We start from the raw sequence: 13,952 nt of genomic DNA, 5'->3' as shown, positions 1-13,952 counted from the left end.
GCCTTATCCGGCCTGCGCCGGGTATTTGTTGGCCTGATAAGCGGCAACGCTATCAGGCATGAATCACCCCCTGGCGCTCATCGGAAATGATGTGCGTCACATCATCCAGATGCCCGATGCAGGCCTCTCCCGAGCGGTTGAGCTTACTCTTGTCGATCAACAATAAAGACTGCGATGCGCGCTTAAGCAGCGTGGATTTGAAATCCGCGTTGATCGTATTTGAGTCCCAGAGCGCGCCGCCGCGGTCAATCCCTTCGCAGGAAAAAATAAACAGGTCAATGTCGAGCGGCTTAAGCTGAGAAATAAGCGACGGATTGACGTAGCAGCCATATTTACGCTCAAGCTGGCCGCCGGAACTGATGAGCTGAATATGCTCGCGTTTGCCCAGCTCCTGGCAAATCGGGTGACTGTTGGTAAAGACGTGAATATCAATGTCCGGCAACTGGCGGGCCAGATACCAGCAGGTTGAGCTGGCGTCCAGAGCGATCACCATGCCCGGTTCTATCCATGCCAGCGCCTCCCTGGCGATATCCGCCTTATGCGCATAGTGGCTTTTCAGCCGGATGTGGAACGGGTCGCCGCTGTCCTGGTTTTCCCGGTGAATATACTTGGCGCGCCCGTGATTGCGCAGCACTTTTCCCTGCGCCTGTAGCTCGCTGAGATCGCGGCGAATAGTCTCTTTGCTGACGTTAAGCTGTACTGACAGCGCCTCGGTGGTCAGACTTTTATGGTTGATCAGCAGGTCTACTATCGCTTGTTGGCGTGCCGCTTTCATCTTTTCTCACCCCATCATTCGATGAACGCCCGCATCATGCGGGCGCACCGGCAAGAGATTACGGCGTTACCCCTTTTTTTAAAAGAATATTCCCGTACTTCGCGCACTCTCCTGTGATAACGATCGCAAAGGCTTTTTGCGCCCGCTCATAAAACGCATAGCGGTCGATGCGGACAATCTCCGGGCACGGCGTCTGTAATGAGAGCGCATCGCGATAACGCGCTTCAACCGTCGGGTCGAGCGAATCGCCCTCCACGGCGGCCATCATCACCAGCGGCGGCGCGTAGCTGTCCAGTTCAAACAGCGGGATAATCGCCCGGAGCAGATCGCTGACTTTCAGACCATCTGCGCGAATAACCTGCGGTCCCATGCTGTGCGCGGGAAAGTGGGCATCGGAAAAAATAATCTCATCCCCGTGCCCCATTTCAGCCAGCACTTTCAGTAACTCAGGGGATATTAATGGCGAAATAGTTTTTAGCATCTCACACTCCCTCAATAAATTCGGGTTCAGTTTGCGGCCAGAAATAGCGGTACTGATAGCGCACCTGGGCTCGGGCCTGTTCCGGGCTGGCAAATTCGCCTACGCCATACCAGCCGAACATGGCGGCCCCGGCGACGGTGGTTTCCGCGTCATCCAGCACCTTAATCGGTATATCAAGCAGATTGGCTTTGATTTGATTCCACAGTGCGTTGCGGCTTCCGCCGCCAACCAGCAGAAGCTCAGTTGCCTGGAAGTGACCAATCTTTTCCAGCGTTTGCAGATTACGTTGCAGTTGCGCCGTTAGCCCTTCCAGCGCGGCGCGGTAAAAATGACCACGCGTTGTGTTCAGCGTCACCCCCTGCCAGCCCGCGTTTTGACAGGTGAGGAGATCGCACTGCATCTTCACGCCTTCAGCTCCCGGCGGAATGGCGTGCGCCTCGTCAATCAGCGTCTGCCACGGCGTTTCTGGCGTCCAGAGCAGTTTGCGCACCCATTCGAGCACGCCGGAAGCCAGCCACTGCATGCCTGGGTTATAAAGTCCGGCCTGGCTGTCCAGTTCACAGGTGGAACCGGCGTAATGGCTGAGCAGCGGCGTGTTCACCTGCGCGCTGCGTACCATCAGGATTTCCCACGTACCGGACGAGAGTACCGGTTCATCCTGTTCTGCGCCGGCGCCAAAGAGGGCAAACTGCGTGTCATGCCCGGCGGAGATCACCGGAATACCCGCCTCAAGCCCAAGCAGGTTTGCGGCGTCGTTTTGCAGCGTGCCAATCCGTTCGCCTGCTTCAACTAACCGTGGAAACAGACGGCGGGGTAAACCCGTGGCCTGTAAAATCTCCGGGCTGAAATCCCGCTGGTGGATATCCAGCATCTGGCTGGTGCCCGCCATGGTGATATCGGTGGTGAATTCACCGGTTAAACGGTGGTTGATCAGTGATGAAATAAACAGCCAGGCGTGCGCCTGTTCGAGCAACTGCGGGTGGTTCTCTTTCAGCCACACCAGTTTATGCAGCGTATTAAAGGCGAATGCGCCGACGCCGGAGATCGCCTGCAACTGCTGCGGCGGCATAAAGCGGCCGATGTTTTCCATGACGGCAAGGGTGCGGGGGCATTTCCAGCTGATCACCGGATAGAGCAACTGACCGTGTTCATCGACCAGCGCACCGTCTACGCCGAACGTCGTGACGGTGATGCCGCGAACCCGGCAGGCCGCCAGTTCCGTCTTCAGTTGCTGACAGCAGTCCGCGAAGCGTTGCAGAATGGCCGCCAGCGACCACTGATGCCAGGCGCTATTTTCCGTGGCGATGTCGCTGGCATTCGCTGTTGATGCGCGGGCGACAATGTTTCCCTGACGGTCAACGGCCATTGCCCGTACGTTGGTGGCGCCGCAGTCGAGAACCAGAATGACGTCTTGTTTCATAGTAGCTCCGAAACGTTGCCGGATGGCGCTTCGCTGATCCGGCCTACAAAATGCGAAATTGTAGGCCCGGTAAGCTTACGCCACCGGGCAAAGAAGTGACGCATTAACGTTTGTACAGCGGCCCGTAGTTCTGGCAGGCGCGATAATCCTGGCCTTCAATATCCATACCGTGCGCAGCCCAGGCGGAAGGACGGTAGATTTTCGCATCGTCCACGTTGTGCATGCAGACCGGAATACGCAGCATGGCGGCGAGCGTGATGAAGTCAGCGCCGACGTGGCCGATGGTCAGTACGCCGTGGTTAGCGCCCCAGTTCGCCATCACCGAGTAAACGTCGGTGAACGGGCCTTTACCGGTAAGACGCGGCGCAAACCAGGTGGTCGGCCAGGTCGAGTTGGTGCGGGCGTCGAGCTGATCGTGCATCTCTTTCGGCAGTTCCACGCTCCAGCCTTCAGCGATTTGCAGTACCGGCCCCAGACCCTTGATGATGTTCACGCGGGTCATGGTGAACGGCACGCCGCCTTCGGTCAGGAAGCGAGAGGAGTAGCCGCCGCCACGGAAGTATTCGTGGATCGCCGGGCACCATTCGGTAGCGGCCAGGCAGGCGTCCGCTTCCTGTTGGCTGATTTCCCAGTGCGGCTTCATGGTCGGTTTGCCTTCGCTATCGCGCTGTTTGCAGGAGCCGTCCAGCGCCGCAGAGCCGGAGTTGATCAGGTGAATGATGCCGTGCTCCGCAAGGCCGGTGAGCGGCTGGCCTGTGACGCGCTCTACCGCTTCCGGCGACCAGTAGGTTCGCACGTCGGCAAAGACCTGCGCGGTTCCGGTGAGCTGGTGGCCCAGCAGCATCGCTACGCCGTTGAGGCTGTCGTTTTCGGTAGCGACGACAAACGGTTCGCGCACGCCGTTCCAGTCAAAGGAGCTGTTCAGCAGCGCTTCGGCGGTGTCGCCGTTCGGGTATTGATCGGTCCAGTGGCGCTGGCCCTGGAAGCCTGCCGCAATAGCGTTATAACCCAGCGACTCTTCGACCAGCCCTTTTTCCGCCAGCTTGTTGTTGCCCTGCATCATGTCGCGAATGCACATCGCCATCAGCAGACTCTCTTTCAGCACCGCGCGGCTTTGTTCTTCATTACGTTTGTACTGCTGCGCGTTCTGATCCTCGCCATAGCGGAAGTTTTTATCCGCCCACGCCAGCGCCATCTCCAGCTCGGCTTCGTCATAGATTTTCTGGTCGATGCGACGGCGCAGCTCGGTCATGTCCACCGCCTGCACTTTCATCCCCAGCCAGGACTCAAAGAAGTTGTGATCGACGATGGAACCGGCAATCCCCATTGAGACGCCGCCCACAGAGAGGTAGCTTTTGCCTTTCATGCTGGCGACCGCCAGACCAGCGCGCGCAAAGCGCAACAGTTTTTCTTCAACGTCGGCAGGGATCGAGGTGTCGTCGGCATCCTGTACGTCATGACCATAAATAGAGAATGCCGGAATGCCTTTCTGGCTGTGCGCGGCCAACGCGGCGGCCAGATAAACGGCGCCGGGACGTTCCGTACCGTTGAAGCCCCAGATGGCTTTCGGGCGCATTGGGTCCATATCGATGGTTTCGCTGCCGTAGCACCAGCACGGCGTCACGGTAATGGTTACGCCAACATTCTGGCTGCTGAATTTCTCTTCACAGGCGGCGGATTCCGCCATTCCGGCAATGCAGGTATCCGCAATCACACATTCAATCTGCGCGCCGCAGGCATGGCGGAGTTTTTCGGTGATAAGCGCAGCGGTGGCTTTCGCCATATTCATGGTCTGTTCTTCCAGCGACTCGCGTACCCCCATGCGACGTCCATCAATAACCGGGCGAATGCCAATTTTCGGTAAGCTGATTTTTTTCATTACAGGTTCCTCACGTTATTCGGAAAAATATTCAGTTAGTTGCCGCTTGTGAACGGAAACGGGCAAAGATGAAGATGACGGCAAAGCAGAGCGCCGGGACCAGCTCAGCCGTTGGGATGTTGCCAGCCGCATCGCTGACAAAACCCATGACCGGCGTGACGATGCCGCCGCCAATGATGGTCATGACGATGAACGACGAGCCGTATTTGGTGTCCTGTCCCAGATTTTTAATACCCAGCGAGAAGATAGTGGGGTACTGAATCGACATAAATGCGCTGCACAGCGTCAGGGCCAGCAGACCGATATGGCCGCCGCTAAAGGCTGAAACTAGGCACAGGATCATGGAGAGCAGGGCATAGGCAGCCAGCACTTTATGCGGCGCAAAGCGGCTGATAAGCCAGGTGCCGGAGAAGCGGCCAATAAAGAAGCACACCATCGTGCCGGTCAGGTAGTTGGCGGCAAAGCCAGGCGTCATGCCGGGGATCTCTTCGATAGCGTAACGGATCAGGTAGCTCCAGCAGGCGGTTTGCGCACCGACGTAGCAGAACTGCGCCAGCACCGCCCAGCGCCAGTGGCGAATACGCACCAGGCGGGCAAGCGAAGCGGTGAATGAACTTTGTTGGGCGTCACTGTGATCGTCGCTCTGTAGCGCCGGGAATTTGGTCAGCATGATCAGCAGGGCAACCAATAAAACGATAGCCACGATGATCATATAAGGCGTCTGTACCGATAAAACCAGGCTGTGTTTATATGTACTCAATTGCTCAGGCGTCATTTTATCGAGCACGTCCTGAGATTGATGTGGAACGTTAGACAAAATAAGACTTTGCCCGAACACCACGGCGATAATAGCGCCGAAAGAGTTAAATGTTTGCGCCAGATTGAGACGGAAATGGCCACCGCTTTCTGGCCCTAATACCGTAACAAAAGGGTTCGCGGCGGTTTCAAGACAACCAAGTCCTGCGGCAATAATAAAAAGACCAATCAAAAACAAGGTGTAATTCATCACTTCAGCAGCTGGCCAGAATAATGCCGCGCCAAAAGCATATAAGAATAGTCCGGTAATTATCCCCGCTTTATAACTCAGCTTTTTCATCAAAATACCCGCGGGGATGGGAATAACAAAATAGCCGAAATAAAAAGCAGACTGAATCAAACCTGCCTGAAAATTAGTTAACGTAAAGGCTTGCTGAAATTGTGGTAATAAAATGTCATTCAGGTTATTGGCAACCGCCCAAAGGAAAAACAGTGAGCAGAGTAAAGCGAACGGAATGATATAGCGTTTGCTTTGCCCTGTATCCACCGCACGAAAACTCTGCGTCTGTATTGTTGTGTTTCCCATAGCATCCTCATTGGCTCAGAAGCGTGTTCAACATTTTAGAAGTACGACCGGTGTTTCTCACCAGATCGACAAACCAGGCGAGTTCCTGTTATCTGCCAGAGAAAATTGGCTGTTGATGGTGAACTCATGAATTCATTTTCAAATAAAAAACGCTGTTTAATATGATGGTGGTCACATTTAGCACCTGGAGGGGGGCTTTATGTGATTATCATCACTTTAATTTCTGAAAAATGATGCCCGTTTGAGTAAATAAAATTAAAAACCCACAGCGTTGATGACCGATTTAATTTATTACTGCGAAAACGGGCATTTGTTACAAATATTATGAAAATGCCCGTTTGGATAAATAATATTAAGAGCGGTCATTTTGGCGAGAGTGAATCCGGCGAAAACGGTATTTAACTGACGTGATTAATTGATGCGTATCACAAAATAAAGTCATGTAAATTCCTTTATCGCTATTCAATATGATGATGGTTACCAAATGTTCAATTAATTCAGCAGAGCAACGTGCTGTTCTGTTGTCGCGTTTTGAATGACTGAGAGAGGTAACTAATGGAACGAAACACACTGGCCCGCCAGATTATCGACACCTGCCTGGAGATGACCCGGCTGGGGCTGAACCAGGGGACCGCAGGCAATGTGAGCGTGCGTTATCAGGGCGGGATGCTGATCACGCCAACGGGCATTCCGTATGACAAACTCACCGAATCACATATCGTCTTTATTGATGCAGAGGGTCAGCATGAGCAGGGAAAATTGCCTTCCAGCGAGTGGCGTTTCCATATGGCGGCCTACCAGACGCGCCCGGATGCTAACGCTGTCGTCCATAACCATGCCGTTCACTGCACGGCGGTGTCGATCCTCAATCGTCCTATTCCAGCCATTCATTACATGATTGCGGCGGCGGGGGGGAACTCCATTCCGTGTGCGCCTTACGCCACGTTCGGCACGCGTGAACTTTCTGAATACGTTGCCGTTGCGCTCAAAAATCGCAAAGCGACCCTGCTACAGCATCATGGGTTGATCGCCTGCGAAGAGAACCTGGAAAAAGCGCTGTGGCTGGCGCATGAAGTGGAAGTGCTGGCGCAGCTGTACCTCAGTACGCTGGCGATTACCGATCCGGTGCCTGTACTGGATGATGAGGCTATCGCCATTGTGCTGGAAAAATTCAAAACCTACGGATTACGTATCGAAGAGTAATTTCGCACAGCGAAGGAGACGGGCTATGGCGAACAGAATGATCCTGAACGAAACGGCATGGTTTGGCCGGGGGGCGGTGGCGGCGTTAACCGATGAGGTTCAACGCCGGGGCTATCGCAAGGCGCTAATTGTCAGTGACAAAACGCTGGTGCAGTGCGGTGTGGTCAGAAACGTCACGGATAAGATGGATGCCGCAGGGCTGGCATGGGCGATCTACGATGGCGTGATCCCAAATCCAACCATCGGCGTGGTGAAAGAGGGGCTGAACGTATTTCAACAAAGCGGGGCAGACTACCTGATTGCCATCGGCGGCGGCTCCCCGCAGGATACCTGTAAGGCGATCGGCATTATCAGCAATAACCCTGAGTTTGCTGACGTGCGCAGTCTGGAAGGTCTGTCGCTGACCCGTTATCCGAGCGTGCCGGTGATGGCGATCCCGACCACTGCGGGAACCGCAGCGGAAGTGACCATTAACTATGTGATCACCGATGAAGAAAAGCGGCGTAAATTTGTTTGTGTCGATCCGCATGATATCCCGCAGGTCGCGTTTATTGATGCCGACATGATGGACGGCATGCCGCCCGCGCTGAAGGCGGCAACCGGGGTGGATGCGTTAACCCACGCGATCGAAGGATACATCACCCGTGCCGCGTGGGCGTTGACGGATGCGCTGCATATTAAGGCCATTGAGATCATCGCCGGGGCATTGCGTGGTTCGGTTGCGGGCGAGCGTGAAGCGGGCGAAGCGATGGCGCTGGGGCAGTACGTTGCCGGGATGGGCTTTTCCAACGTGGGGCTTGGGCTGGTGCACGGGATGGCGCATCCGCTGGGCGCGTTTTATAACACTCCGCACGGCGTTGCTAATGCGATTCTTCTGCCGCATATCATGCGCTACAACGCGGAATATACCGGTGAGAAGTTCCGTGATATCGCGCGTGCGATGGGCGAGAAGGTCGAAGGGATAAGTTTGAGCGAGGCGCGTAATGCCGCCGTGGAAGCGGTATTTACCCTCAACCGGGACGTCGGTATTCCGTTGCATTTACGCGATGTCGGCGTGCGTAAAGAGGATATTCCGGCGCTGGCGCAGGCGGCATTTGACGATGTTTGCACCGGTGGTAATCCGCGTGAAGCGAGTATTGCCGATATCGTCGAGTTGTACCATACCGCCTGGTAATTTTGCCAGATGGCCTTATCCGGCCTACAGGATTGCACGAAATGTAGGCCGGATAAGCGCAGCGCCACCCGGCAACACAGCTACCGCGTCAGCCGTAGCTGCTGTAAGTTCCCGTCGATATGGAGATCCGTTTGCAGGCGCGCGATATCGCGGCACAAAAATGCCATCTCTTTATGCGCTTCAAGCTTCTTGCACCACTTTTCCGCTACCTCGTCGAGGTGCGCATAAATCCCTTCCAGAGTCTGAAACTGAACCAACAATTGAGTCGCGCTTTTGGGGCCAATGCCCGCCACGCCGGGGACTTTTGAACTGCTAATCCCCGCCAGCCCCCAGTAGTCCGGCAACTGTTGGGGGAGGACGCCGAACTCTTTCTCAATGAATGGCGCATCCAGCCAGCGTTTCTGGAAATAATCGCGGATACGCAGCGTCGGGGAGAGCAACTGACAGTAGCCTTTGTCGGTAGAAACGATAGTGGCCTGATGCCCGGCCTGTGTGACCTTGACCGCCAGCGTGGCGGCTAAATCATCCGCCTCATTGCCGCTGGAAACCCAGCATTGCACGCCGCGCTGTTCGAAGGCGGCGCGTATTGCGGGCATTTCATTGTGCAACTCGTCAGGCATGGGAGGACGACCGGCTTTGTAGTCCGGGAGACGCTGATGACGCCAGCCGCTGTTGCGCGCGTCATCGTCAAATACGGCGACGGCGTGTGTCGGCTGACTGTGTACAATCAACTGCTCAAGCGCATGCAGGCAGGTCTCCGCGCAGGGCGATCCTTGAACCGCATGAATACGGCGAATTAAATTCAGTGCATCGACGATAAGCAGATGGACGGCCACGGTATTCTCCCTGACAAATTTGGGGACAGGGTAACATCCAGGGCGACAGGAGGCGAGTGTTGCGAAATAGCGCGATCCGTAGGCCTGATAAGCGAAGCGCCATCAGGCAATAAATGCCGGATGGCGGCGAGCGCCTTATCCGGCCTACAGATCCTGAAACGTGGTAGGACTTAATCGCAGGCGACAATCTTCATCGCCAGGCCGCCGCGGGAGGTTTCACGGTACTTGGCGTTCATGTCTTTACCGGTTTCGTACATGGTCTCAATAACTTTATCGAGGCACACGCGCGGCTCGCTGGTACGACGCAGCGCCATACGCGCGGCGTTGACCGCTTTCACGGAGGCAATCGCGTTACGCTCAATGCACGGCACCTGTACCTGGCCCGCAACCGGATCGCAGGTCAGACCCAAGTTGTGCTCCATGCCGATTTCCGCAGCGATGCACACCTGTGTCGGACTGCCGCCCAGCAGCTCTGCCAGACCCGCCGCCGCCATAGAGCAGGCCACGCCGACCTCACCCTGACAGCCCACTTCCGCACCGGAAATGGAGGCGTTCATCTTGTACAGAGAGCCGATCGCGCTGGCCACCAGCATGTAGCGAGCCAGTGAGTTGGCGTTAACTTCGCGGATAAACTTGTCGTAGTACGCCAGTACCGCCGGGACGATGCCGCATGCGCCGTTGGTTGGCGCAGTCACGACACGCCCGCCCGCCGCGTTCTCTTCGTTGACCGCCAGCGCGAACATGTTGATCCAGTCGACAACCGCCATCGGGTCGGTCGTGGTTTTATCCTGGCTGACCAGCATACGACGCAGCGCCGCGGCACGACGTGGAACGCGCAGTTTCCCCGGCAGTACGCCTTCCGTCGTGATGCCGCGTTCAATACCGCCGCGCATCACTTCCCAGACGTTGGCAAAGTGCTGTTCCAGCTCTTCTTTGCTGTGTAGCGCCAGCTCGTTTTGCATCATCAGGCCGGAAAGCGACAGACCGGTTTCCTGGCAGTGTTTTTGCAGATCGGCAGCGGATTTGTACGGATACGGCACGTTGACCGGCGCACTGTTCGACAAACCGAAATGTTCTTCATCAACGATGAAACCACCGCCAATGGAGTAGTAAGTTTGGCTGTAGAGGACCTTATCGCCCGCCAGCGCGCTAATACGCATCCCGTTTTCATGCAGAGACAGGTTGTCGGCATGGAAATTCATGCACTTATCGACCGGAAACTCCACTTCATGCTGACCATTCGCCAGCAGTAAACGTCCGTGGGTGTTCACGTCCTGAATAAAGAACGGAATGGCGTCGATGTCGACGGTATCCGGCAGATTTCCCGCCAGACCCATAATAATGGCAATGTCAGTGTGGTGACCTTTACCGGTCAGCGACAGTGAACCATAGACATCCACCACGACGCGGGTGACATCGGTCAGGATATTGCGGGCAATCAGATCATCCGTGAATTGTTTGCCTGCTTTCATTGGCCCGACGGTGTGAGAGCTGGAAGGGCCAATGCCGATTTTGAAAATATCGAATACGCTAATCATAGGGCATCCATTGCTTAAATCTCAGGGAGGAAGCGCCGCCCGAAAGCGGCGCTACAAAACTTAGCTGAACAGGGAGTAGAAAATAGCGGAGATAGCGATCAGACCCATAACAACAACGAATACGTTGCTGATGTGGCCGCTGTACTTACGCATTGCCGGGACTTTCTGGATGGCATACATCGGCATCAGGAACAGAATCATCGCGATGATTGGGCCGCCCAGGGTTTCAATCATTCCCAGGATGCTTGGGTTCAGCGTGGCGACAATCCAGGTCGTAACCAGCATGAACAGCGCAGTGATTTTGTTCAGCTTGTTGATTTCGATGGATTTGCCTTTGCCGCGCAGAGACTTGATAACCATTCCGTTGAAACCTTCACGAGCGCCCAGGTAGTGGCCGAGGAAGGATTTCGTGATGGCGATAATCGCGATGATCGGCGCCATCCAGGCGATAACTGGCGCGTTAAAGTGGTTCGCCAGGTAAGACAGAATAGAGATGTTCTGCTCTTTCGCCGCCGCCAGGTCCGCTGGCGTCAGGCTCAGTACGCAACTGAAGACGAAGAACATAACGGTCAGCACCATCATGATGTGAGCGAATGCCAGGATCTTAGAGCATTTCTTCTCAGCCGCATCGCCGTACTCTTCACGCTTCGCGACCGCGAAGGAGGAGATGATCGGAGAGTGGTTGAAAGAGAACACCATTACCGGAATTGCCAGCCACAGCGTCATCCACAGACCATTGCCGGTAGAGGCAGCGGAATCAAAGGAGAGCGTTTCCAGCGCTGCGCCGCTCCACTGAGGGATCAGGTACAGGGCCAGCAGCATCAGGGCCGCAACAAACGGGAATACCAGAATACTCATCGCTTTAACGATCATCTGCTCACCGAAGCGCACGATGGTCATCATGCCGACAATCAGGATCAGAGACAGAATCGCGCGCGGCGGCGGGGTGATGGTCAACTGGTGGGTCATGAAGCTTTCCACGGTGTTGGTAATCGCCACACTGTAAACCAGCAGAATCGGGTAAATCGCGAAGAAGTAGAGCAGGGTGATCAGTTTACCCGCGCCAATACCGAAGTGCTCTTCAACCACTTCAGTGATGTCTTCGCCAGGGTTTTTACCGGACAGCACGAAGCGAGTCAGGCCACGGTGTGCGAAGAAGGTCATCGGGAAAGCGATAATCGCCATGATGATCAGCGGGATCATACCGCCGACGCCTGCGTTAATTGGCAGGAACAGTACGCCCGCGCCGATTGCCGTGCCGTAAAGGCCCAGCATCCACATGGTGTCCGTCTTGCGCCATCCGCTTCGAGAATCAATCGAAGCAATAGTGCTGGTTTGAGTGGTTTCCATCTGTTTCTCCTGGAGGAAGCTAAAAGTCAGGTTTGTGGTCTAATCCAATGAAAAAAGACCTGACCGTAAAATGAAATTCGTTTAATGACGATTTTTATATAATTTTTCGCCGTAATAATTTGCGGGCGGAAAGATACATTTAACTTATGAATGTATCAGTGATCGCGATCCCAAATGCAATAATCCACCTGTTATGTGGATAAATTTGGACCATTAATCTGTTAAAAAAACGTCAAAGCGAATTTACGGGCGCGAAGGCTACCATTAACGACATATGCCCTAAAAGATCGGGGCGCAATATACGGAGGTTTGGCTATAAAAAACAATGTTTTTGGAGGATTGTCGCGACTAATAAGAATTACGGCTGATAAATTACTATTGGTATTGTAAGGTAAACGTTTGCGCATTAATGCTTTTATTTTGAAATATAAGCGGCATTTATAAACTTAGCTTCACTATGTGACTGGTATCAATGAAAAAACCGGGCGGTGAAAACACCAGACCCGGTCTGAGAAAGCGGACGATCGTCTGACCCGGCGGATGTGCTCCACCGGGCGCTGCGCGTTATGCGCAGATTTCGTAGCAGGGAATGTAAGCCGAGCCGGGCAGTTTCATACGATGCTGCGCGACAAAGCCCTGGAGCAGGTCGTCCATGCGACGCATCATCTCGCGGTCGCCGTGGATTTTATAAGGCCCGAACTCCTCAATCGCACGGATGCCAACCTCCTTGACGTTACCCGCAACGATGCCGGAGAAGGCGCGCCGCAGATCCGCCGCCAGAATTTCAACCGGTTGATCGGGGTAAAGTTGCAGATTCGCCATATTCTCATGCGACGGTTCGAACGGAATTTGCAGGTCCGGCGCGATGCGAATCGACCAGTTGAAGCTGTAAGCGTCGCCAGTGTCGCGGCGATTCTCTTTCACCAGCGGCATCGCTTTTTTCATCAGCCGCGCCACTTCCGTGGCGTCATCAATGATGACGCGGTAGTAACGGCGGGCGTCTTCTCCCAGCGTATGCACGATAAATTCGTCCAGCACGCGGAAGTAATCCGCACTCTCTTTCGGCCCGGTGAGGATCAGCGGCAGCACCTGATCTTTATTCGCCGGGTTCATCAGGATCCCCAGCAGATAGAGAAGTTCTTCCGCCGTACCGACGCCGCCCGGGAAGATGATGATGCCGTGGGCGATACGCACGAAGGCTTCGAGGCGTTTTTCGATATCCGGCATGATGATCAACTCATTGACCAGCGGGTTAGGCGGTTCTGCCGCGATGATGGAAGGTTCCGTCATACCGATAAAGCGGCTGTCTTTGTAACGCTGCTGCGCGTGGCCTACCGCTGCGCCTTTCATTGGCGCTTCCATTGCCCCTGGCCCGCAGCCGGTGCAAATGTTCAGCTCACGCAGACCCAGCTGGGTGCCGACGCGGCGGGCATAGAGATATTCGTTTTCGTTAATGGAGTGACCGCCCCAGCAGACGACCATGTTTGGCGCTTCGCCGACGTGCAGCGCCCGGGCGTTGCGCAGAATCGAGAACACCAGGTTGGTAATATGCACCGAGCTTTCGAGATCCAGATGCTGGAAACGGCCTGCATTGTGAATCTGACCGTTGACGAACAGGATGTCGCGCAACACGGCGAACAGGTTAGCCTGCAAGGCGCGGATGATGCGTCCGTCCACAAAGGCGTCTTCAGGCGGGTTAATCAGTTCGAGCTTCACGCCGCGTTCACGACGCAGCACGTTGATGTCGAAACTTTCAAAACGAGACAGCAATTCCTTGCTGTTATCAGTCAGACTGCCGGAGTTCAGTACGGCAAGCGAACAGTTACGAAACAGTTGATACAAGTCGCTGCTGGCCGTGCGTTTAAGCATATCGACTTCCAGCTGCGACAACATGTCCATTGAGCCAAGCGGGCTAATATGTGTAATCAAGTAAACTCCTTATGGGACGCAAGAC

At 54.9% G+C, this 13,952-nt stretch carries 11 protein-coding genes; 2 read left to right on the top strand and 9 right to left on the bottom strand.

The features are described 5' to 3' along the window. Positions 1 to 52 precede the first annotated feature (52 nt). The 5 genes from fucR to fucP form a co-directional block, all read right to left on the bottom strand. Positions 53 to 775: an L-fucose operon activator gene (gene fucR, locus CKO_RS17820; RefSeq protein ID WP_012134922.1), complete on the bottom strand. Its 723-nt coding sequence runs from the start codon at positions 773 to 775 to the stop codon at positions 53 to 55. Between the two features lie 58 nt (positions 776 to 833). Further along, on the bottom strand, positions 834 to 1,256 hold the full coding sequence (gene fucU, locus CKO_RS17815) for an L-fucose mutarotase (protein WP_012134919.1): 423 nt from the start codon (positions 1,254 to 1,256) through the stop codon (positions 834 to 836). Position 1,257: 1 nt separating this feature from the next. Beyond that, positions 1,258 to 2,676, bottom strand: coding sequence for an L-fuculokinase (gene fucK / locus CKO_RS17810; protein ID WP_012134918.1), 1,419 nt, complete (start codon positions 2,674 to 2,676; stop codon positions 1,258 to 1,260). 103 nt (positions 2,677 to 2,779) lie between these two features. Further along, complete coding sequence (gene fucI / locus CKO_RS17805; protein WP_012134915.1) at positions 2,780 to 4,555, bottom strand: L-fucose isomerase; 1,776 nt, start codon at positions 4,553 to 4,555, stop codon at positions 2,780 to 2,782. A 31-nt stretch (positions 4,556 to 4,586) separates the two neighbouring features. Then, positions 4,587 to 5,897, bottom strand: a complete 1,311-nt coding sequence (gene fucP / locus CKO_RS17800; RefSeq protein ID WP_012134914.1) for an L-fucose:H+ symporter permease — start codon at positions 5,895 to 5,897, stop codon at positions 4,587 to 4,589. Between the two features lie 555 nt (positions 5,898 to 6,452). On the opposite strand from fucP, the gene fucA reads away from it, so the two are divergent. Together fucA and fucO are read left to right on the top strand one after the other, a co-directional pair. Continuing rightward, a complete protein-coding gene (fucA, locus tag CKO_RS17795; protein WP_012134912.1) occupies positions 6,453 to 7,100 on the top strand; it encodes an L-fuculose-phosphate aldolase in 648 nt (215 codons plus the stop codon). Positions 7,101 to 7,125: 25 nt separating this feature from the next. Further along, positions 7,126 to 8,274: a lactaldehyde reductase gene (gene fucO, locus CKO_RS17790; protein ID WP_012134911.1), complete on the top strand. Its 1,149-nt coding sequence runs from the start codon at positions 7,126 to 7,128 to the stop codon at positions 8,272 to 8,274. 80 nt (positions 8,275 to 8,354) lie between these two features. Here fucO and xni read toward each other — a convergent pair whose 3' ends face one another. From xni to ppnN, 4 genes are all read right to left on the bottom strand, one after another. Then, positions 8,355 to 9,110: a flap endonuclease Xni gene (gene xni / locus CKO_RS17785; protein WP_012134910.1), complete on the bottom strand. Its 756-nt coding sequence runs from the start codon at positions 9,108 to 9,110 to the stop codon at positions 8,355 to 8,357. Between the two features lie 170 nt (positions 9,111 to 9,280). Further along, positions 9,281 to 10,648 (bottom strand): L-serine ammonia-lyase II, encoded by a 1,368-nt coding sequence (sdaB, locus tag CKO_RS17780; protein ID WP_012134908.1) that lies wholly within the window; start codon positions 10,646 to 10,648, stop codon positions 9,281 to 9,283. A 60-nt stretch (positions 10,649 to 10,708) separates the two neighbouring features. Next, positions 10,709 to 11,998, bottom strand: a complete 1,290-nt coding sequence (sdaC, locus tag CKO_RS17775; protein ID WP_012134907.1) for an HAAAP family serine/threonine permease SdaC — start codon at positions 11,996 to 11,998, stop codon at positions 10,709 to 10,711. 564 nt (positions 11,999 to 12,562) lie between these two features. Beyond that, positions 12,563 to 13,927 carry a nucleotide 5'-monophosphate nucleosidase PpnN gene (gene ppnN, locus CKO_RS17770; RefSeq protein WP_024130903.1) on the bottom strand — a complete coding sequence of 455 codons (1,365 nt, stop codon included), beginning with the start codon at positions 13,925 to 13,927 and terminating at the stop codon, positions 12,563 to 12,565. Between the last annotated feature and the right edge of the window lie 25 nt (positions 13,928 to 13,952).

The sequence above is a fragment of the Citrobacter koseri ATCC BAA-895 genome (genome assembly GCF_000018045.1).
Taxonomy (GTDB): domain Bacteria; phylum Pseudomonadota; class Gammaproteobacteria; order Enterobacterales; family Enterobacteriaceae; genus Citrobacter_B; species Citrobacter_B koseri.
The sequence above is the reverse complement of the archived record's forward strand: the minus strand, read 5'-3'. Positions and strand labels throughout refer to the sequence as shown.